Raw genomic sequence first — 19770 nt, 5'->3', positions numbered from 1 at the left:
GGCGCCCGGCGCCAGGAGGCCAACCGATGAGAGTCAAGCTGACACTGCGGCGCCCTGCGGCTCCCCTGACGGACATCGTCGTGATGGCCGACTCCACGGCGACCGTGGCCGACGTCGCGCGGCAGATCGCCGCCACGGATCCGCTGCGCAGCATCCCAGCGGGCCCTGCCGACGTGCTGACGTTGTCGGTCTCGCCGCCGACCAGTGACAGCCCGGTGATGCTCACGCCGGATCTCCTCATCGGTGATGCGCCGATCGGGTCGGGATTCCTCGCCGAGGTCGTCAACGTCGGTCCGAACCGGGCGGCGGTGGGAAGCGTCGGAGCGCGCCCGGCCGCGCTGCTCTCGGTGGTCTCCGGGCCGGCGGCAGGGCAGGAGTTCCCCCTTCCCATCGGGCACTTCCTGATCGGTCGGGATGCCTCCAACAACGTCACCATCGCCGATCCGCTGGTGTCCAAGCGGCATGCGCGAATCGAAGTCGCAGCGACCTTCGTCGAACTCGTCGACCTGAACTCCGCGAACGGCATCCTCGTCGACGGCGGCCTCGTGCAGCGTCTGCGGGTCATCCCCGGCCAGAAGTTCGTGCTCGGAGACGGCGAGTTCGTCGTGCACATGGTCAGCGATTTCGACGGCTCGGCCGACGGCGACCCGGTGCTGGAGCGCGGCGGCGCCCTCATGTTCAACCGCAGCCCGCGGGTCGAGGAGCGATTCAAGGGCGAGGATCTCGACGAGCCGCGATACCCGCGCGAGGCGCCGTCACGACTGTTCCCGTGGCCGATGCTCGTTGCCCCGATCCTGCTCGCCGTGACGATGTGGGCGGTCACCGGCCGCATGCTCTCACTGCTCATGGCGGCGGCGTCGCCGATGATGATGTTCGGAAACTTCATCTCCCAGAAGACCAACGTCGGTCAGCGTCTGGGCAAGGAGGTCGAGACCTTCGAGGAGCAGATCGAGCGGCTCGAGGAGAAGCTCTACCACGCGCATCCCCGCGAACGCGAGGTGCGCCAGAACGAGGTGCCTGCCGTCGCGGTCGTCTTCGACGAGGCCATGCGCCTGGGGCCGCTGCTGTGGACGCGCCGACCGGAGCATTGGAACTTCCTCGCCCTGCGGCTGGGCGTGTGCGAGAGCGAATCGCGCACCAAGATCAAGCGCACCGAGACGCCGGAGGCGCTCGCCGAGTACGTCGAACGCGTGAACCGCCTCGAAGAGCGCTACAAGATGATCGCCGATGTGCCGATCCTCGAGTCGCTGCAGAGCGTCGGATCGATCGGTGTCGCCGGACCCACGTCTCTCGCGAGCGACGCACTGCGAGGCGTCGCCGTGCAGCTCTTCGGCATGCACTCGCCCAATGAGCTCGTCACGGTCGCCCTTACCGAGCCGGGCTGGGCGAATGAGCTCGACTGGCTCAAGTGGCTGCCGCACACCTCCAGCGAGCGGAACCCGTTCAAGGATGTGGCGCTGGCCGACTCGGCATCCACGGGGGCCGCCCTGCTCAGCGGGCTGGAGGAGATCGTGCTGCGCCGTGCCCGCGAGGCGAAGTCGCAGCGCCCGCCCTACGGCGACGACTGGGATCCGATGGTCTACGGCACCGACGTCAAGCGCGCTGCAGAGGACGCGACGTTCCCCGGCCAGGCGGCGATCGTCGTCATCGTCACGAACGACGCACCCGTCGACCGTGCCCGGCTCACGCAGATCCTCGAGCGGGGTGCCGATGTCGGCGTCTACGGGCTCTTCGTGGCGCCCGTCGTCGAGGCGCTGCCCGCCGCCTGCCGCACATTCATCGACGTGAGCGGCGGTCTCGACCACGCCACCGTCGGAACGGTCCGCAGTGGCGTCGCGTATCGCGACGCGCAGGTCGAGGGCGTCTCGCACGCGTACATGACCATGTTCGCCAAGCGGCTCGCACCCGTGGTGGATTCCAGCACGGTCATCGAGGATGCTTCGGACATCCCCAACTCGGTCATGTTCCTCTCCCTCGTCGGCGCCGACATCGCGGCGGACCCGAATGCCGTGATCGACCGGTGGCGGCAGAACAACACGATCCTCGATCGCTCCGGTGCCCCGCAGTCCCGTCTGAAGAAGGCCGGAAACCTGCGCGCGATCATCGGACAGTCCCAGACCGACGCGATGACCCTCGACCTGCGGACGCAGGGCCCGCACGCCCTCGTCGGCGGCACGACCGGTGCCGGAAAGAGCGAGTTCCTGCAGGCCTGGGTGCTCGGTATGGCCGCCGCGCACAGCCCCGATCGCGTCACCTTCCTCTTCGTCGACTACAAGGGCGGCTCGGCGTTCGCCGACTGCGTCGACCTGCCCCACACGGTCGGTCTCGTCACCGACCTCAGCCCGCACCTGGTGCGTCGAGCACTGACCAGCCTGCGAGCCGAGCTGCACCATCGCGAACACCTGTTTAACCGCAAGAAGGCCAAGGATCTCCTCGAGCTCGAGAAGCGCCGCGACCCGGAGACGCCGCCCGCGCTCGTTCTCGTCATCGACGAGTTCGCCGCGCTCGCCGGCGAAGTCCCCGAGTTCGTCGACGGCGTCGTCGACGTCGCCCAGCGAGGCCGATCACTCGGCATCCACCTGATCATGGCGACCCAGCGACCCGCCGGCGTCATCAAGGACAACCTGCGAGCGAACACCAACCTGCGCGTCGCGCTGCGCATGGCCGACGAGTCGGATTCGAAGGACGTCGTCGACGATCCGGTAGCCGCCAGCTTCCCACCCTCGATCCCCGGCCGAGGTATCGCCAAGACCGGCCCCGGTCGTCTCGTGTCGTTCCAGTCGGCTTATGCCGGTGGATGGACGACCGACGAGGTGCAGGCGGCAGAGGTCAAGGTGGCCGAACTCCGCTTCGGGTCGATCCAGACCTGGGAGGCCGACCAGGCGCCGGAGTCGGACTCGCACGACGAGGACCTCGGGCCGAACGACCAGAAGCGCATCGTCGCCAGCCTGGTGAAGGCTGCGGCGGCAGCCGGCATCCCGGCGCCTCGCAGGCCGTGGCTCGACGACCTCGAGCGCGCGGTCGACATCCGCGACCTGCCGGTGCTCGGTGACAGCCAGATCCTTCTCGGCAAGATGGACGTTCCGCAGCGTCAGTTGCAGGAGCCCGCCTACTTCCACCCTGACAAGGACGGCTCGCTGCTCGTCTACGGCACCAGCGGGTCGGGAAAATCGACCGTGCTGCGCACGCTGGCGATCGCCTCCGGCTTCCACGCCGGAACGTCCAATGCCGAGGTGTACGGAATCGACTTCGGATCCGGGTCGCTGCGGAGCCTCGAGGTGCTGCCGCACGTCGGATCGATCATCGCCGGTGATGACGCCGAGCGCGTCCAGCGCATCCTGCGTTCCCTCGCTCGCGTGCTCGATGACCGCGGGAAGCGGTTCAGCGCGGCGAACGCGGCCAGCCTCACGGAGTATCGCGAGATCACCGGCAAGGCCGAGTCGCGCATCCTGCTGCTCATCGACGGCTTCCCGCAGTTCCGCAGCGAGTGGGAGTCGACGACGGCGCGGATGCCGTTCTATCAGACGTTCATGCGGATCCTCGGCGAGGGGCGCCCGCTCGGAGTGCACGTCGTCGCGAGCGCCGACCGGTCCGGCTCGGTTCCGACCGCGGTGAGCGCAAACGTCTCACGACGTGTGGTGCTGCGTCTGGCCGACGAATCCAGCTACGCGATGCTGAACGCACCGAAGGACGTCCTCGACGAGCGCTCCGCCCCTGGCCGCGCGATCGTCGACGGTCTGGAGACGCAGATCGCCACGCTCGGCGGCACGCCGAACGTCGCTGAGCAGACGAAGCTGCTGGACAAGCTGGCCGCCGACCTGCGCGCGGCCGGCGCCCGCGAGGTGGCCGAGATCGGCGCGCTGCCGACGCGGCTGTCCGCGCGGGACCTGCCGGATCGGATCGGCGAATTCCCGGTTCTCGGTGTCGCCGAGGACACGCTCGCGCCTCGGGAGTTCGACCCCGTCGGCACCTTCGTGGTCGCCGGTCCGCCGCTGTCGGGCAAGACGAACGCGCTCAAGGCGATCATCGGATCGATGCGTCGTTTCGACCCCGAGATCAAGCTCTTCCACTTCGGCGGCCGTCGCGCACAACTCAAGGGCTACGCCGACTGGACCCGCAGCGCGGTCACGCCGGAGGATGCGAAGGAGCTCGCCAAGGAGATCGCCGAGATCGCCGCCGACGAGACGCTGCCGGTGCGGATGCTCATCGTCGTCGAGGATGTGCCGCAGTTCGCTGACGGACCAGCGGAGCGCGAGATGAAGGCTCTGTTCCAGGCGGTCAACCGCAGCGACCACCTGCTGATCGGCGACGCGGATGTGACCCAGGTCACGAGCGGGTTCGGCTTCATCGGCGACTTCAAGGCCGGTCGCAAGGGCATCATCATCAAGCCGGATGCGTTCGACGGCGACGCCGTGTTCAAGGTGCCGTTCCCGAAGGTCAAGCGCACCGACTTCCCGGACGGCCGAGGCATCTTCGTGCAGGCCGGCCGGCAGGTCACGGTGCAGCTGCCCCTAGTGGACGGGGATCGACTCGTCTGATCCGGGATGGGGAGTTGTCCCCATCGACAGTGTCGTGCGAGGTTTCGTAGGGTGTAGGTATCGGGCCGGAGGGGTTCGAGGAATTTTGAGTCGAGGGAGTTGACGATGGCTGATTTCGGTGCATCTTATTCGGAGATGGAGCAGGTGGCGTCGTCGCTGTCGCAGGCTCGTGATGACATTCAGGGGCAGTTGGACACCCTGAAGGGTCAGGTCGACACCCTGCTGGGTGAGGACTTCAAGACGCAGCACGCTTCGGGCAAGTTCGGTGAGGGTTATGGCGAGCTGACCACGGGTCTGAAGACTGCGGTGGATGGCATCAACGACATGTCCGAGTCGCTGCTGGGCATGATGCGTGCGATCCAGGACCTGGACACGCAGCTCGCCGGCGGCTGAGTTACGGCACAAGAATTATCCGGGGGTCGGTTGCAAGACCGGCCCCCTTCACTTGACTTCTACCGGAGGAGAAGAGCGTGGGCGACGGGGTCAAGCTCAAGTACGACGATCTGGATGAACTGCAGACCGAGCTGAAGAACATCATCGACGAGTTCGAGGCAGCGGGAAGCCGCCGCAAGGACCTGTCCCGGGCCGTGGGGCGCCCATACGGCGAGGACGACCTGCAGGACGCCGCCGACGACTTCGAAGGTCGCTGGGACGACAAGCGCAAGACGCTGATGGATAACTGCAAGAAGGTCGCAGAGCATCTCGAAGGCGTCATCAAGGGCTTCAAGGACTTCGATGTCGAGGCCGCGAAGAAGTCCGACAACAGCGGAGGCAACTGACCATGCACGTGATGATGCCTCAGACGTCACCGGGCGGCCACCACATCCAGGTGGTCACCGGCGACCCGGCCGAGATCAAGGAACGCGGCACGCAGATCAGTGATCTCGCGACCGACATGAAGAACTCCGCCCTCCTGCTGCAGCGGCTCGTGGAGAACGGCGCCGACATGCGCGGCGACGCCATCGACAAGCTCAAGGAGCTGTCGGAGAAGGTCCACGGAGACCTCAAAAAGGGCGGCGACCTGTACAGCGCGGTGGCGCCCTACATCAAGACCTACGGGCAGGAGCTCGAGGACTCCCAGAAGACGATGACGACGATCATCGAGGACCTCTTCGATCTCTGGGACGAGTACAACCGCAAGCTGGAAGCCGCAGACGCGGCACGCAACGAGCGCCCCGACTACCCGACCGGTGAAGACGCCGATGACGAGACCCTCCGCGAGGAGGCCGAGAAGGCCAGAGACACCGCGGCAGGATCCGCGAACACGCTCGCGACCAACGCCAAGGGCGCCTGGGACGACAGGGCCAAGGACTACGACACGGAGTGGGACTCCTGGCACACGGCGTTCTCGAACGCCGCCAAGGGCATCCGCGACGACATGGCGGGCAAGATCGAAGACTCGTGGAACGACGACTTCGGTGGCTTCCTGCAGTTCATGTCCGACGTGCTCGCGGTCGCGGGCATCATCCTCGCTGTCCTCGCCATCATCGTCGGCGGACCCCTCATCGCGATCCTCGCCGGGATCGTCGCGGTTCTGACCCTTGCGGTCGCTCTCACGAGAGCGATACGGGGTGAGGGCAGCTGGGTCGACGTCGCCTTCGGCGTGATCGGCGTGATCCCCTTCATCGGCCCCGCCGCCCGCGGCCTGAAGTCGTTCGCCGCTGCAGACAATGCGCTCGGCTTCTTCGGACGCATGACGCCGAGCGCCGGGTGGAGCGCGTGGGCGACGAAGACCAACCCGGTGACGGGATTCGCGGACTTCAGTGCGCGCCTGTTCGGCGGCCACTCCATCGATGACTTCGGACGGCTGACGGATGGCACGGCGACCGGGGTGCAGACCCTGGAGATGGTCGGCAACATCTGGTCGTCGCAGTTCGCGATCGCCGGCGCAATCAAGGACTCTGCGGGCGGCGCATGGTCCGGCACGTTCGACGCGGATCAGAACCCGTTCAGCTGAGCCCCGCGCCCGCGGGAGTCGGCTGAGCCCGTGTGCGCGTTGAGAGAGATGACAGACTGATTCCATGAGCGATCTTCGTGCTGAGCTGCTCGGGCGCCGCGGCGCCGTCGTCCCCCCGTATCGGATGCTGCTGCCTCCGGGGTGGGAGGCGTACGACCTGAGCGAGCAGACCGAGAAGCAGCTGACGGATCGCGCGACCGCTCGGCTCAGGGCGGCGCAGGCGAGCGAGGCGCTCACGCTCAAGCTCTCCCGGCAGGTGCATGACGCGCTCGCCTCTGTGCGAGGGCAGAACGGCTTCGCGTACGCGTTCGCCGGCGAGAGTTCGCCGACCTGGGCGCTCGGCACGGCGAGCATGATCGGCATCAAGCGGGCAGCCACACCGGAAGCGCCGCTGAGTCGCGTCGTCGAGAGCATGATCACCAATCACGGTGGTGTCGCCGTCGGCGAGGGGCACCGGATCGTCCGCTGGACAGAGCGGCGGCCGGTTTCGATGGACGATGTGAGCGCCGTGTCCTTCATGATCAACTACCTCATCCCGATCCCCGGCTCCAAGCTCACGGAAGCCGTCCAGTGGACAGTCACCGTTCCTCATGAGGCGGATCTCCCGGAGGACGACCCGGTGATCGCGCTGTGGATATCCCTGTTCGACGCTCACGTGTCGACGTTCACCTGGCAGGAATGATGGACATCTTCTTCGATTACGAGCGCGCCGACGCCATCCCGATCTCGATCGGCGAGAACGGGCCGCAGAGCCCCGCCGAATGGGCGGCCGGCGCGCGGTCCGAGTACACCGCGGCAGTCGAGGTCCCGGAAGAGCTGCACGCGCGGCTCGAGCGTGCTCTCGAGACGCTTGCGACGCGGGCCACTCCGGACGCTCGGCTCTTCCTGCTCGTGGGCCCGGATGCCGCCGCACTCGCCACACTGACGATCGTCGTCGCGCAGAGCGAGTTCTCCCGCCAGGAGCAGGCGGAGTTCCTGTGGTCGCCGACTGCCATCCTTCCGCCTGCACCGTTGCGCGTCGAGACCGAGCACCTCGGGGTGGGGTTCTCCGCGACCCTCGCGCAGCGCGAGAACGGCGAGGACTTCGGCACCAGGCGGTGGCTGTTCTTCGGCAGCGGCATGACCATCGGGGCCGTGCTCGGCCCGGTGCCGCCGTATCTGCTGGCAGTGGTCGAGCCTCTGGCCGAGGGTGTCCTCAACGGCATGAGGGTGGATGGCTTCACCCCGCTGCCCAGCGAGGAGCGCGTCGCCGAGCTGGTATCCGCTGTCGTGAAGAAGGGCGACGAGTGGCAGGCGTGATGCCCCTCGCGTTCGACACGACGGCGCTCCGAGAACCGCTCGATGCGGCTGCGGCGCACTCCGAGGCGGAGAAGCGCGTACGCGAGATCGCCGGCGAGAACGGCAGGTCTGCTCTTGTCGCCCGGATCGTCGTCCGCTTCATCGTCCTGGTGGTCGGGTTCGGCCTCCTGGCTTCTCTCTTCGCCCTCGTCGTGCAGATGATCTTCGGCGGCTCAGGAGCCAACGTCTACACCTGGCTCATCGCCGCAGTCATGGTCATCCCGCTGGCCGTCTCGCAGATCAGGACGGAACTCAGGACCAGACGAGACGAGGAGGAGCGCTGGTACCGGCTCGCCCGCTTCGCCGCGTCGAACTCCCTTTCGTACGAGGCATTCCGCGAGAATCCCGACCTGCCGGCTTCGCTGTTCCGCCGGGGAGGGGCCCGGGCCATCCGCGACGGCCTCGCATCCGGCGCCGTCGGAGGGTTCCAGGTCGCGAACTACGGGTACGAGAGGATGTCGGCGCGCACGCGGATGCAGCACACCGCCTGCTTCGTCGCGTTCGATGCTCCTTCGGGCCTGCCGCCCATGACGCTGATCACCCGTCTGGGTGACGTGTGGGGTCAGCCTGCGGTCCCGCCGCCGACTCAGCGCGAGCAGCCAATCGACGTCGAGTTCGACAAGCACGTCACGGTGTCCTGCGAACCGCAGGACGAGGCCGCGGTGCGCGAGGCGCTCACGGCGCCCGTCAGGGACGCCCTGCTGCAGCTCGCGTCGAGCTGCGACATCGAGGTGATCGGTGGACGCGTGTACATCATCGCCCGCCGCGAGCTCGCGCTCACCGACACCGCATTCTGGCGCTGGGTCGAAGATCTCGCCGTGCTCGTCGGATCAGTGCTGGTGCGCTCGGCGTCCGTCGACGATGCGACGCGGACGGGCTGGGAGGAACGCAGCAAGGAGCGCGCGGCGCTGTTCGCGGCACCCCCGTCCGGCAGGGCCTTCGTGATCGGATGCCTGATCCCCGCGGTGTTCGGCATCGTCGCCGCGGCGTTGACAGCGCAGCTGGCCTGACCTCGTCGGGTTCGGAGGATGGGGAGTTGTCCCCATCGACGTGTTCGTCTTCTGTTCCGTAGGGTGTAGGTATCGGGCCGGAGGGGTTCGAGGAATTTTGAGTCGAGGGAGTTGACGATGGCTGATTTCGGTGCATCTTATTCGGAGATGGAGCAGGTGGCGTCGTCGCTGTCGCAGGCTCGTGATGACATTCAGGGGCAGTTGGACACCCTGAAGGGTCAGGTCGACACCCTGCTGGGTGAGGACTTCAAGACGCAGCACGCTTCGGGCAAGTTCGGTGAGGGTTATGGCGAGCTGACCACGGGTCTGAAGACCGCGGTGGACGGCATCAACGACATGTCCGAGTCGCTGCTCGGCATGATGCGTGCGATCCAGGACCTGGACACGCAGCTCGCCGGCGGCTGAACCACGGCATCTTCTGGAGGGGGTCGACCATGAAGGTCGGCCCCCTCTGTCGTGTCGTCGCATCGCCAGAGAGGCAGACGGGTCGGATGGGGAGTTGTCCCCATCGACAGTGTCGTGCGAGGTTTCGTAGGGTGTAGGTATCGGGCCGGAGGGGTTCGAGGAATTTTGAGTCGAGGGAGTTGACGATGGCTGATTTCGGTGCATCTTATTCGGAGATGGAGCAGGTGGCGTCGTCGCTGTCGCAGGCTCGTGATGACATTCAGGGGCAGTTGGACACCCTGAAGGGTCAGGTCGACACCCTGCTGGGTGAGGACTTCAAGACGCAGCACGCTTCGGGCAAGTTCGGTGAGGGTTATGGCGAGCTGACCACGGGTCTGAAGACCGCGGTGGACGGCATCAACGACATGTCCGAGTCGCTGCTCGGCATGATGCGTGCGATCCAGGACCTGGACACGCAGCTCGCCGGCGGCTGAACCACGGCATCTTCTGGAGGGGGTCGACCATGACGGTCGGCCCCCTCTGTCGTGTCGTGGCACGGGGAGTCGGAGGACGATGGGGAGTAGTCCCCATCGCCCTTGACAGCTCGGCGTGCCGGGGACGTTCACGAACCTCAACGACTTCTACAGGGCCGAGGTGCAGGAGATCGGACAGTTCATGTTCGACAACGTTCCGGGGACCGTCGCGTTCGTGTACAAGGACGGCCCCTTTCCGGGTGAGGACAGCGAGAAGGGCGGCGTCAACTTCATTCGCATCACCGAAGCGAACGATCCGGACACCGCGCGAGGTTCGGGGGAGCAGCTCGCGCGGTTCGAGCTCGGGATGCGAACGGACCCGCAGTTCGCTGGCGCGGAGCATGATGCGTTCGGGCACAGTTGGGGCCTGGCCAACGTGACAAGCGCTGAGGTCGCGGGCGTGGACTATGACAAGGTGATCTCGCTGTCGGGTGCCGGGATGCTGCCGGAGTGGGAAGCGGACCCGGACACGCTGTATGTGGATCTGTCGTACCAGGATGCTCTCCAGGAGGCGCAGTCGATGGACCTGGTGTGGGGCGGGAACAATCCCCGCGAACATCCCGCATTCGATCACGACGACTACTATCGAGGACCTGACGATGACGTGCTCGACCAGGTGTCGGTCGGGATGGTCGGTGAGTATCCGTCGATCTACGTGCCGCCGGACTACGGGAGTGTGCTTGTGGAGAACCACAACCTCATCGCAAGCAACAGCGACGACAACAAACGGGCTTTGAGGGACATGCTTGAAATGGTCAATCAATGAGGCGGGCGCACGTGGCCAAGGTAGTGCTTGTCGCGGTGCTCGTGACGTCGCTGACTGGCTGTATGCCCTCGAAGGAGGAGCCAGTGGATGACAGCGGTTTTACCTGGGAGGAGGCCAAGCGGACTTCGCAAGAGGTGGAGCTTGAGGTGGCTGAGCTGATCCCGCCGGAGGTCATCGTTAGCGTCGAGCAGAACCCGACGGGGTCGCTGTTCGCGTGCAATGAGACGCAGCACAGCTGGAACGGAGCGACGACAGTCACTCTGGCGCCGGGGACGGAGATTGAGTCGATCGTGAAGGCGATGGAAGCACATTTTCTAGATGATGATCGCTTCGAAATCAGGACACGCCTGAACATCTCTGACAAGTATGAAGTGCAGCTTATGTCGCCGGAAACAGCGGAGAACTACATCTTCGGTCAGGGCGTTTCAAACACGATCCGAATTGATTCGGGTTCGGCGTGCTTCACCTTGCCGGAGAGCGTGTACCCGGGCGGCGCCTTCTGACGTGGATTCGACGACGCGTCGGATCCGTGTTCGAGTGTGATGGGCAGTTGTGCCCATCGACAGCGTCGTCCGCGGTTCCGTAGGGTGTGGGTATCGGGCCGGAGGGGTTCGCGCGGTAGGCGTATTCACGCAACAAGGGGGGCGCACGATGTCGGACGAGTCTCTGGCGGCGGCACTGCAGGGATTGCGGGTTCGCGTGCCCGTATCCGCCGCGGATGCCGCGGACCTGCGCGCCGAAGTGCGAGCAGCCGACGCCGCCCTGGGCGCGTGGTTGCGCACGGCGACGACCGAGCGCCTCGCGCAGCGCGACCGGCACGACGACGGGGGAGAGCGATGAGCGACGTCAAGATGGACCTCGCGCGGCTGCAGTCCACCGCACACACGGCCAAGGGGCTCGCCACGACCTTCGATGAGGCCGAAGCTCTCGCAGACGATCTCGGCGGGCTCACCGGACACGGTGGACTCAGCGGCAAGATCGACGACTTCGGTGGCAAATGGGACATCGCGCGCGAGAAGCTGCGCGACAACCTGCGGTCGCAGGCCGATTTCATGCAGGCGATCGTCGACACGTTCCGTGACCTCGACGACAAGATGGCACAGGATGGGGAGAAATAGTCCATGAGCGTTCTTCCCGGGCGGCCCGCTGAACTGACATCGCGCGCCGCAGACCTCGCCTCCTCGGCAGAAGTGATCCTCGATGTGATCCGCGAACTGCGTGGCATCGTCGACGACGACGAGGGCAAGGCCGTTCAGGCTCTTCACGAGCAGAACGAGCAGATCGCCTCGGATCTGGATCGCATCCAGCCCCGCTACAAAGGCACCGCTGACGCGATCACCGAGTACGCCGTCGCCCTCACCGAGGCCCACGCCGATGCAGAGCGAGCGCAGGACGACCTCGACAATGCGCTTCTCGCGCAGAGCCGCGCCGACAGTGCGCTCGAAGACCTCAACGACAGAGTGGATGCCGCTGACGACGCAGCTCCCTCGCTGACGGGGCAGGTGCCTGGCGCTCAGCGGGCCGCTGATGACGCCCAGGCGGCCGTCGGATCCGCCAGCGGACGGATCGACGCGGCGCGAGAGGCCATGAATGAGGCCGCAGAGGCAGCGATCCGCAAGATCGACGCGGCGATCGATTCGACGAATGAAGGATTCTGGGACAAGGTCGGGGACTTCTTCTCCGACATCGGCGACTTCCTCGAGGGGATCGGGGAATGGATCGGCGACTTCCTGCAAGACGTCGTCGATCTGTTGAAGAGGATCGCGAACACGATCGTCGCGATCCTGGGCGTGCTGGTGATACTGCTCCTCATCATCGCGGTGGGGATGTTGTTCGGCACGATCGGGCTCATCATCGCGGCCATCATTGCAGGAGTACTCGCCGCGTTCCTCATCGCCAGCATCCTCTCCGACGTGCTCAAGGACACGCCCAAGGTGAGCGAGACGGACCCGTACGCCGATGTGCTGCCGGAGGACGTTCCGGCGGATCCGAGCCTGGCCACGGTGCTCAACGGCACCGGGGAGGTGGATGAGCTCGGCGGGGAGACCGACTCCGTCGTCAAGATCACCAAGGTGCTCGGGCCCGACGGCTGGTACTACACCGTCACGCTGCCGAGCACACAGGAGTGGCTGTCGCGCTTCGGCGACCAGGGGGCCGTGAACGACCTCGACAGCAACCTGGCCTTGATGCTGACGCCGGCCCTGCAGACGCAGTACGAGCGGGCCGTGCTCGAGGCCATGGAGCAGGCCGGCATCGGCGAGAACGACCCGGTCATGCTCGTCGGCTTCAGCCAGGGCGGCATCATGGCGGGGCATCTCGCGGCGTACAACTCCGACTACAACTGGCAGGCCGTCGTCGTCTCGGGAGCGCCCATCGATCACATGCCCATCCCGGATTCGGTGGACGTGGTCTCGGTGCAGCACAACGGCGACCCGGTCCCGAACCTCGACATCGTCGCCGGGGATCTCGGCACCGAGCACGGACCGAACTGGACGACCATCAACGTCGACCCGCCGAATCCGAATCCGGTCCTCGGCGTGGACGCCGGTGCCCACAACGCCGACAAGTACTCGCAGACCTATCAGGAGCATCTCGCCGAGGTGCAGGCGAACCATCCCGACCTGGGGAACTTCTTCAACGAAGATGGGTATACCGACACCTCCTACTACCACTGGAATGAATGAACATGAAGCGACGACACATCGGGACGCGCCGTCTCCTCGCCGTGACGCTCGCGGGTTCGTTGCTGAGCGGTGCACTGTCGGGTTGCGCGATCGCGACGCCCGGAACGGAACAGACGGAAGGAACGACAGTGGACTACGGTGACGTGGCGGATGCCGTGACGGCGGCCGAGCCGAGGATCGTGGGCGTGCGAGACCTCGCTCGTTCGGCCAACGGGTTCGGCCATCGGATCAGTCTCGGGCTCGAGGTCGACTCCGCCGAGCCGCTCACCGCCAGCGAGCTGGATGCCGTGGTCGAAGCCATTTGGGGTGCTCTGCCGTGGGAGCCGAACACGATCAAAATCACGGCCGGCGCCGACACGGCGCAGGGCCACGAGGTCGTCGATCTCAGGTCTGCCGCAGCGGAACTCGACCCCCTGGGCGTCACGGAGGCGGGCACGGGCGGCGTCAGCCTGACCGATATGAACGCCCGCTACGGAGAGTGGGCGGCACCCGAGTGAGCGGCCGCGGCCTGCGGTTCCGCCTTCCGGGGCGCTGGTTCTCGGTGGATCTGTCCGCCGAGGAGGCGACGAACTCCTCCATCAGACGCATCGCACGAGATGCGATCGGCCCTGCCGACGATCGTGCCGTCGAGCGCGCTACCGTGCGCAACCAGCTGCACGAGGCGGTGGCAGCGGGCGCGCAGGGCGAGGTCCGCGCCATCATGTTCTCGACCGAGATCGCACCGGGCACCCCGTTGCCGGTGACGCTGCTCGTATTCGAGCCGGCCGATCTTCGGATGAGTCCCGCGGTCGGCACTGCGCCGCAGAAGGTGCTGAAGGTCATGGCCGAGGGGTTGAAGCAGATCGATCCTGCGGCGTTCGCGTCGATGGTCGAGGTGCGCGGTCCTGGGGTCCCCGCGCTGCGTACGCACCGTGTCGAGCTGGTCGAGGAAGGTGCGGAGTCGGACGGAGTCATGCGGTTGATCGCTGACTACTGGATCCCCGTGCCCGACACGAAGCGGATTCTGATGGTGCGTTTCTCCACCCCGTTGGGTGAGCTGGAGAACGTGATGTGCGCGCTGTTCGACGAGTTCGTCGCGGTCGCCTACTTCAGCGACGAGAAGCCCGAATCGCTGCGCGACCAGTTGCTCGCCGGAGGAGCCAAGGCGAGCTGATGCTGTGGCTCAGGCGCCGGCGTCGGCCAGGTGCCGGGAGTCGTGGCTGAGAACCTTCACCATGATGCCGCGGCGGCGCAGCTCGGCCACGGCGCGCGTGCCCTCATCGGTGTCCCGGCCGAGCGCGTTGAGGTTGGCGACCACGAGAACGTCACCGGGCTTCAAGGTCGCGATGAGCCGGCCCAGCCGCTCACTCCAGCTCTCCAGGATGTCGGGCGCCGGGTGGCGGAAGCCCTCGATGGGCACGCCGAAGCGGGTGAGGTCATCGCGCTGCTGCACGACCGATGGCATCCCCTCGCGGGCGACGACGAGCCCGACCAGACGTGAACCATCGGGTCGCGCCGACCAGAAATTGCGGTTCTGCTGCAACTCGGTGAAGCACTTCGGGCACTCGGCCGCAGCATGGGGCAGGTGTACCGGACTGGTCCGCGGGTCGTCAATATGCACGTTCCCGGTCGTCAGCTCAGTTGAATCGCTCATCGGCGCACCTCCAGCATCCATTCTGCCTTGCTGCGTAGCCGGATGGCGACCGATTCAGAGCATCCCGAGCGCCCGTACGGCCTCGCGCTCCTCGACCAGTTCGGTCACGGAGGCGTCGACCCGCGCGCGTGCCCACTCACTCAGCTCCAGCCCCTCGACGACCTGCCACTCGCCCGCAACGGAACGTACCGGGAACGAGGAGATCAGCCCCTCCGGAACTCCGTACTCGCCGTGCGAGACGACACCGGCGCTGGTCCAGTCCTCGGTGCCGTGCACCCAGTCCCGCACGTGGTCGATCGTCGCGCTCGCGGCCGACGCCACCGATGACGAACCGCGCACCTCGATGATCTCGGCGCCGCGCTTCGCCACCCGGGGGATGAAGGTCCTCTCCAACCACGCCGGTACATCGCCGACGATCGCGGCCAGAGCCTCGGTGACCGGTCGCCCGTCGACGGTCGCGTGCGACACGTCAGGGAACTGCGTCGCCGAATGGTTGCCCCAGATCGGCACCCGACCGATGCTCCCGACGCGAGCCCCGAGGGCCTGCGCAAGCTGCGCCTTGGCGCGGTTCTCGTCGAGGCGGGTGAGTGCGGTGAAGCGCTCGGCCGGAACTCCGTCAGCGGATGCTGCCGCGATCAGCGCGTTCGTGTTCGCCGGGTTGCCGACGACCGTCACCCGCACCCCGGATGCCGCGTTGGCGGCGATCGCCTCGCCTTGCGGGCCGAAGATCCCGGCGTTCGCAGCGAGCAGGTCGGCACGCTCCATGCCAGGGCCTCGTGGCCGGGCGCCGACGAGCAACGCGAGATCGCAGCCGTCGAACCCGACGGCCGGGTCATCCGTCACCTCGACGTGCTCGAGCAGGCCGAACGCACCGTCCTGCAGTTCGAGCGCCGCACCCTCCGCGGCGCCGAGCCCCTGGGGGATCTCCAGCAACCGCAGCCGCACCTTCTCGTCCGATCCGAGCATGTCGCCGGCCGCGATTCGAAACAGCAGCGCGTAACCGATCTGCCCGCCCGCGCCGGTGATGGTGATGGTCGTCGTCATGATTCCGAGCCTACGTCTGATCGGCACGGGAGTACCCTCGATTCATGACCTTCAACCCCGACGCCGACATCTCGGGCAACACCACGCGACGCCGCGGACGCAACGCGGCGATCGCCGGCGGTGGCGTGGGTGTCCTCGGCATCATCGCTCTCCTGGTCGGACCGCTCCTCGGTGTGGATCTCACCGGCCTTCTCGGTGGCGGCGCGACGGGCGGCGGTACGGAGCCTGCCGGCGGTTCAGTCATCGAGGACTGCAAGACCGGCGCTGACGCCAACGCGGATGTCGACTGCCGGATGGCAGGCGCGCAGGTCGCACTCGACGAGTTCTGGGCGGAGAACATCGAGGGCTATCGAGCCCCGCAGCTCACCGTCGTCGACGGGCAGACTCCGACGCAGTGCGGTACCGCATCCAACGCCGTCGGGCCGTTCTACTGCCCGCCCGAAGAAGGTGTGTACCTCGATCCGACGTTCTTCGATCTCATGCGGCAGCAGTTCGGAGCATCCGCCGGCAACCTCGCGCAGCTGTACATCGTCGGGCACGAGTGGGGTCACCACATCCAGAACATCACCGGCTACATGGAGCAGTACCCGAACAACGGCACCGGTCCCGGCAGCAACGGTGTGCGCATGGAGTTGCAGGCCGACTGCTACGCGGGCGCCTGGATCGGGCAGATGACCAAGCAGAAGGATGCCGACGGCGACCCGTATCTGCTGGAGCCCACCGAGGCGCAGTTGAACGACGCCATCAATGCGGCGGTCACGGTCGGTGACGACCACATCCAGGAGCAGTCCGGTTTCGTGAACCCGGAGAGCTTCACGCACGGCTCCAGCGATCAGCGCCAGTACTGGTTCGCGAACGGATACCAGAACGGCCTGGGCGTCTGCGACACCTTCACTGTCGCCGAGGGCGACCTGTAATACCAGGAGGTCGTCATCCCTCGGCTAGCGTGGAAGGTTGAACTTCTTTTCACCGGGTCGGGGGACCAATGATGATGAACCTGGATACACTGTATCCATCGATCGAGCCGTACGATGAGGGGCAACTGCTCGTCGGTGACGGGCACCGCATCCATTGGGAGGTCAGCGGCAACCCCGAGGGCAAGCCCGTGGTCTTCCTGCACGGCGGACCGGGCAGTGGCACCTCGCCCTGGCAGCGCCGCTTCTTCGACCCGGAGAAGTACCGGATCGTGCTCTTCGATCAGCGCGGTTGCGGCAAGAGCACCCCGCACGCCGCCGAGCCCGGCGCGGACCTGCGCTTCGTCACCACGGCGCACCTGATCGCCGACATGGAGCTGCTGCGCAAGAACCTCGGGATCGAGGCCTGGCAGGTGTTCGGCGGCTCCTGGGGCAGCAGCCTCGCCCTGGCCTACGCGCAGGCGCATCCGGACGCCGTCACCGGCCTCGTGCTCCGGGGCATCTTCACGCTGCGCCGTGAAGAGCTCGAATGGTTCTACGAGGGCGGCGCGGCCGCGCTCTTCCCCGATCTGTGGGAGGACTTCATCGCACCGATCCCGATCCTCGAGCGCTCACGGATGATCGAGGCGTACCACCGTCGCCTCTTCGATCCGGATCCTGCGGTGCACATTCCCGCGGCGGTCGCCTGGACCACATGGGAGGCGTCGACCGTGACGATGCGTCCGGACCCGGAGCACATCGCCGAGATGGCGAATCCGGAGCGCGCGGTGGCGTTCGCCCGCATCGAGAACCACTTCTTCGTGAACCGCGGATGGTGGAGCGAGGGTCAGCTGCTCGCCGGCATCGATGCGATCCGCCATATCCCGGCGATCATCGTGCAGGGGCGGTACGACGTCTGCACCCCGGTGATGACGGCCTGGGATCTGCATCGTGCATGGCCGGAAGCGGAATTCGTCATCGTCGAGGCCGGGCACTCGGCATCCGAGCCCGCGATCCAGCAGGCGCTGCGCGACGCGACGGATCTGCTCGCCCTCTGAGCGGCCCAGTTCTCGCTGGTCGTTGAGCGAGGGAGCGCAGCGACCGAGACGAAACGCATCGATCCGACCTCGAACGCTGGATGACGCGTTTCGACAGGCTCCTGAGCGAGGAGCGAAGCGACGAGACGAAGGGCGCTCGCTCAACGACCGAGCTGACGGGTGCCGTCAGGCGCGAAGCGCCTGGAGCAGGGTTCGTACGAGTCCGGGGACGCTGCCGGTCACGCGGAAGCGGGTCAGGCCCTCGCTCACCACGGCGCCGGTGCGAGACGATACGAACCACGGCGGCTTCGGCAGGATGCTCAGGCGCCCGCCGCCGTTCAACAGGGGGAGTGACCGCGGGAACGGCCGGAACGGTCCGCGGACGACCGAACGTTCGACACCGTCCAGCAGCAGCGCGTTGTGCACCACGCCGATCCCGCTGCCCACATCGTCGATCGTGCTGCCGGGGAAAGCGCCCCAGGTGAGGGTCGGGGTGATGAAGCCGAACGCCGTCCAGCCGTTGATCGCGATCGATCCGTAGCGGAGGGCGGTGATCGCCCGCTCGAAGCCGGAGCCGAGAGCCTTCTCGGTCGCCGGGTCGATCAGCAGGTTCGCGCCGAGCGTGCCCTGCAACTCGTTGTTCGCGTGCGCGACGGCCGCATCGAGGAAGTCCTGGCCGTGACCCGGTACGGTGACGACGCCGAGCACCGGAGCGAAGTACTCGGTGTGCTCGAGGGGCGCGGCATCCTGACCGTTCTCGATCTCCACGAGCACGCGGTCGCCGAGCACGAGGGCATCGGGGTAGGCATCCGCTGCCGACTGCATCCGCGATGGTGAGCCGGGGTACCAGGTCGGCCGCTCCGGGGCGTTCGCGTAGGCGCGGCGCAGAGCGGCACGGAAGGCATCGGCCTGCGCCCAGTCGGATGAGAGGATCACGACCTGGCCGGCGATGCAGTTGTGTCCGCTGTTCTGCAGACGCATCGTCGCAATGTGCTCCGCCTGGAACGTGATGTCGGCATCGGTCCATTCGCCTGGCACGACGATGATCGGCGAGACACCGCCCAGCTCAGCCGTGATCGGCTTCTTCAGTTGCGGACGGTTCTCGCGCCGGCGCCGCTTGGCCGCCGCGCCCTGGCCCCACACGATCGCATCGAACGTCGCCGCGGACCCCGTGATGTGCACGTGGATCAGGTCAGGGTGGCCGGTCAGGTGCGCCCCGACCGCCGGCCCGCCTCGGACGATCCGGAGGAACCCCGGCTCGATGAGAGCGGCGAACGCGCGCTTGTACACCGGCACGAGCGAGTCCTGCGTCGGGTTGACCTTGAGGAGGGCGGTGCGGTTGTGGGCGAGCAGCTCGTAGAGCACGTCGAGCACCGGGATGGAGGTGATATTGCCGGCGCCGAGCACCAGGCCGACGCCCCCGGACTCGGTGGGTGTGCGCTGGGCGAGGCCGGCCGCGGCGCGTGCGGCGTTCGGGGTGATGCCGGGCTCCAGCCAGACTTCTCCGGTGTACCCCGAGAGCAGGAACTTGTCGATCCCGGTGAGGGGGAACGCGTGCACGCGCGTACGGCCGCCCGGTGCCCGGTCGAGTCGCACGCCGTCGAGCGGGTTGACGCCCTGGGCGAGACGGGAGAGGGTCTCGATGTAGGCGTCGAGCGCGCCGAGCACGCTGTACGGGCCACTGAGCCACTCCTCGCCGCGCAGCGGATGCTTCGCGTCAAGGCCCTTGGATGCCGCCGCTGTCGTCGCCCAGTCCTCGGCGGTCGCCGCCACACCGGCGCGTACCGCTCGAAGCAGCGTTGCCCGCTGGCCGACCGTGAGGCTCGACCAGGTGCGGGTGCCGGTCTGGAGCGCGGCCACGTCCTGGTCGAGACGTGCGCGCTCCGCGTCGTCGAGGTCAGCAGGGGCGGACGTGGTCGTAGAAGTCATCGACGTCTCCTTCGGGCGGGGTCC

At 66.9% G+C, this 19770-nt stretch carries 21 protein-coding genes; 18 read left to right on the top strand and 3 right to left on the bottom strand.

The genetic code is table 11. The features are described 5' to 3' along the window. Positions 1-26 precede the first annotated feature (26 nt). The 16 genes from MRBLWO13_RS02210 to MRBLWO13_RS02135 all read left to right on the top strand — a co-directional run bounded on the left by MRBLWO13_RS02210 (position 27) and on the right by MRBLWO13_RS02135 (position 14363). Positions 27-4538, top strand: coding sequence for an FtsK/SpoIIIE domain-containing protein (locus MRBLWO13_RS02210; protein WP_341976151.1), 4512 nt, complete (start codon positions 27-29; stop codon positions 4536-4538). 105 nt (positions 4539-4643) lie between these two features. Further along, positions 4644-4931: a WXG100 family type VII secretion target gene (locus MRBLWO13_RS02205; RefSeq protein ID WP_341976144.1), complete on the top strand. Its 288-nt coding sequence runs from the start codon at positions 4644-4646 to the stop codon at positions 4929-4931. A 77-nt stretch (positions 4932-5008) separates the two neighbouring features. Next, entirely contained in the window at positions 5009-5317 is a 309-nt protein-coding gene (locus tag MRBLWO13_RS02200; protein ID WP_341976150.1) for a hypothetical protein, read from the top strand. An 11-nt stretch (positions 5318-5328) separates the two neighbouring features. Continuing rightward, positions 5329-6495: a hypothetical protein gene (locus MRBLWO13_RS02195; protein WP_341976149.1), complete on the top strand. Its 1167-nt coding sequence runs from the start codon at positions 5329-5331 to the stop codon at positions 6493-6495. Between the two features lie 64 nt (positions 6496-6559). Further along, on the top strand, positions 6560-7177 hold the full coding sequence (locus MRBLWO13_RS02190; RefSeq protein ID WP_341976147.1) for a hypothetical protein: 618 nt from the start codon (positions 6560-6562) through the stop codon (positions 7175-7177). Continuing rightward, the gene (locus MRBLWO13_RS02185) at positions 7174-7794 is read left to right on the top strand and encodes a hypothetical protein (RefSeq protein WP_341976146.1); all 621 of its coding nucleotides are present in this window, start codon (positions 7174-7176) and stop codon (positions 7792-7794) included. The genes MRBLWO13_RS02190 and MRBLWO13_RS02185 overlap by 4 nt, the downstream gene beginning before the upstream one ends. Continuing rightward, positions 7782-8843: a hypothetical protein gene (locus MRBLWO13_RS02180; protein ID WP_341976145.1), complete on the top strand. Its 1062-nt coding sequence runs from the start codon at positions 7782-7784 to the stop codon at positions 8841-8843. Before MRBLWO13_RS02185 ends, MRBLWO13_RS02180 begins: the two co-directional genes overlap by 13 nt. A 117-nt stretch (positions 8844-8960) precedes the next feature. Next, entirely contained in the window at positions 8961-9248 is a 288-nt protein-coding gene (locus MRBLWO13_RS02175) for a WXG100 family type VII secretion target (RefSeq protein WP_341976144.1), read from the top strand. Between the two features lie 185 nt (positions 9249-9433). After that, positions 9434-9721, top strand: coding sequence for a WXG100 family type VII secretion target (locus MRBLWO13_RS02170; RefSeq protein WP_341976144.1), 288 nt, complete (start codon positions 9434-9436; stop codon positions 9719-9721). 214 nt (positions 9722-9935) lie between these two features. Then, entirely contained in the window at positions 9936-10526 is a 591-nt protein-coding gene (locus MRBLWO13_RS02165) for a hypothetical protein (RefSeq protein ID WP_341976143.1), read from the top strand. Positions 10527-10537: 11 nt separating this feature from the next. Next, positions 10538-11029, top strand: a complete 492-nt coding sequence (locus tag MRBLWO13_RS02160; RefSeq protein ID WP_341976142.1) for a hypothetical protein — start codon at positions 10538-10540, stop codon at positions 11027-11029. A 148-nt stretch (positions 11030-11177) separates the two neighbouring features. Then, the gene (locus MRBLWO13_RS02155; RefSeq protein ID WP_341976141.1) at positions 11178-11366 is read left to right on the top strand and encodes a hypothetical protein; all 189 of its coding nucleotides are present in this window, start codon (positions 11178-11180) and stop codon (positions 11364-11366) included. Next, positions 11363-11644, top strand: a complete 282-nt coding sequence (locus MRBLWO13_RS02150; protein ID WP_341976140.1) for a hypothetical protein — start codon at positions 11363-11365, stop codon at positions 11642-11644. The genes MRBLWO13_RS02155 and MRBLWO13_RS02150 overlap by 4 nt, the downstream gene beginning before the upstream one ends. A 3-nt stretch (positions 11645-11647) precedes the next feature. Next, positions 11648-13210 carry a hypothetical protein gene (locus MRBLWO13_RS02145; RefSeq protein WP_341976139.1) on the top strand — a complete coding sequence of 521 codons (1563 nt, stop codon included), beginning with the start codon at positions 11648-11650 and terminating at the stop codon, positions 13208-13210. A gap of 2 nt (positions 13211-13212) precedes the next feature. After that, positions 13213-13707, top strand: a complete 495-nt coding sequence (locus tag MRBLWO13_RS02140; protein ID WP_341976138.1) for a hypothetical protein — start codon at positions 13213-13215, stop codon at positions 13705-13707. Then, entirely contained in the window at positions 13704-14363 is a 660-nt protein-coding gene (locus tag MRBLWO13_RS02135; RefSeq protein ID WP_341976137.1) for a hypothetical protein, read from the top strand. The genes MRBLWO13_RS02140 and MRBLWO13_RS02135 overlap by 4 nt, the downstream gene beginning before the upstream one ends. A 9-nt stretch (positions 14364-14372) precedes the next feature. Here the strand turns inward: MRBLWO13_RS02135 and MRBLWO13_RS02130 are convergent, their stop codons facing one another. Then, entirely contained in the window at positions 14373-14843 is a 471-nt protein-coding gene (locus MRBLWO13_RS02130; RefSeq protein ID WP_341976136.1) for a recombinase family protein, read from the bottom strand. Positions 14844-14897: 54 nt separating this feature from the next. Then, positions 14898-15887, bottom strand: a complete 990-nt coding sequence (locus tag MRBLWO13_RS02125; RefSeq protein ID WP_341976135.1) for a malate dehydrogenase — start codon at positions 15885-15887, stop codon at positions 14898-14900. Between the two features lie 44 nt (positions 15888-15931). Between MRBLWO13_RS02125 and MRBLWO13_RS02120 the strand changes: the two genes are divergently transcribed. Beyond that, positions 15932-16804 carry a neutral zinc metallopeptidase gene (locus MRBLWO13_RS02120; protein ID WP_341976133.1) on the top strand — a complete coding sequence of 291 codons (873 nt, stop codon included), beginning with the start codon at positions 15932-15934 and terminating at the stop codon, positions 16802-16804. A 68-nt stretch (positions 16805-16872) separates the two neighbouring features. Beyond that, positions 16873-17838: a prolyl aminopeptidase gene (gene pip, locus MRBLWO13_RS02115; RefSeq protein ID WP_341976132.1), complete on the top strand. Its 966-nt coding sequence runs from the start codon at positions 16873-16875 to the stop codon at positions 17836-17838. Positions 17839-18003: 165 nt separating this feature from the next. Here the strand turns inward: pip and MRBLWO13_RS02110 are convergent, their stop codons facing one another. Continuing rightward, a complete protein-coding gene (locus tag MRBLWO13_RS02110) occupies positions 18004-19746 on the bottom strand; it encodes an aldehyde dehydrogenase family protein (RefSeq protein WP_341976131.1) in 1743 nt (580 codons plus the stop codon). Positions 19747-19770: the final 24 nt, after the last annotated feature.

This window comes from Microbacterium sp. LWO13-1.2, assembly GCF_038397725.1.
In the GTDB taxonomy this organism is placed as follows: domain Bacteria; phylum Actinomycetota; class Actinomycetes; order Actinomycetales; family Microbacteriaceae; genus Microbacterium.
Note: the sequence above shows the minus strand (reverse complement) of the source record. Positions and strands in the feature narration are given on the sequence as shown.

What these genes read in the sequence shown, in the direction of transcription:
- MRBLWO13_RS02110 (WP_341976131.1), bottom strand. Translation starts at nt 19,746, where the DNA reads ATGACTTCTACGACCACGTCCGCCCCTGCTGACCTCGACGACGCGGAG.
- MRBLWO13_RS02190 (WP_341976147.1), top strand. Translation starts at nt 6,560, where the DNA reads ATGAGCGATCTTCGTGCTGAGCTGCTCGGGCGCCGCGGCGCCGTCGTC.
- MRBLWO13_RS02140 (WP_341976138.1), top strand. Translation starts at nt 13,213, where the DNA reads ATGAAGCGACGACACATCGGGACGCGCCGTCTCCTCGCCGTGACGCTC.
- MRBLWO13_RS02210 (WP_341976151.1), top strand. Translation starts at nt 27, where the DNA reads ATGAGAGTCAAGCTGACACTGCGGCGCCCTGCGGCTCCCCTGACGGAC.
- MRBLWO13_RS02150 (WP_341976140.1), top strand. Translation starts at nt 11,363, where the DNA reads ATGAGCGACGTCAAGATGGACCTCGCGCGGCTGCAGTCCACCGCACAC.
- MRBLWO13_RS02175 (WP_341976144.1), top strand. Translation starts at nt 8,961, where the DNA reads ATGGCTGATTTCGGTGCATCTTATTCGGAGATGGAGCAGGTGGCGTCG.
- MRBLWO13_RS02145 (WP_341976139.1), top strand. Translation starts at nt 11,648, where the DNA reads ATGAGCGTTCTTCCCGGGCGGCCCGCTGAACTGACATCGCGCGCCGCA.
- MRBLWO13_RS02195 (WP_341976149.1), top strand. Translation starts at nt 5,329, where the DNA reads ATGATGCCTCAGACGTCACCGGGCGGCCACCACATCCAGGTGGTCACC.
- MRBLWO13_RS02130 (WP_341976136.1), bottom strand. Translation starts at nt 14,843, where the DNA reads ATGAGCGATTCAACTGAGCTGACGACCGGGAACGTGCATATTGACGAC.
- MRBLWO13_RS02125 (WP_341976135.1), bottom strand. Translation starts at nt 15,887, where the DNA reads ATGACGACGACCATCACCATCACCGGCGCGGGCGGGCAGATCGGTTAC.
- MRBLWO13_RS02170 (WP_341976144.1), top strand. Translation starts at nt 9,434, where the DNA reads ATGGCTGATTTCGGTGCATCTTATTCGGAGATGGAGCAGGTGGCGTCG.
- MRBLWO13_RS02205 (WP_341976144.1), top strand. Translation starts at nt 4,644, where the DNA reads ATGGCTGATTTCGGTGCATCTTATTCGGAGATGGAGCAGGTGGCGTCG.
- pip (WP_341976132.1), top strand. Translation starts at nt 16,873, where the DNA reads ATGATGATGAACCTGGATACACTGTATCCATCGATCGAGCCGTACGAT.
- MRBLWO13_RS02155 (WP_341976141.1), top strand. Translation starts at nt 11,178, where the DNA reads ATGTCGGACGAGTCTCTGGCGGCGGCACTGCAGGGATTGCGGGTTCGC.
- MRBLWO13_RS02120 (WP_341976133.1), top strand. Translation starts at nt 15,932, where the DNA reads ATGACCTTCAACCCCGACGCCGACATCTCGGGCAACACCACGCGACGC.
- MRBLWO13_RS02185 (WP_341976146.1), top strand. Translation starts at nt 7,174, where the DNA reads ATGATGGACATCTTCTTCGATTACGAGCGCGCCGACGCCATCCCGATC.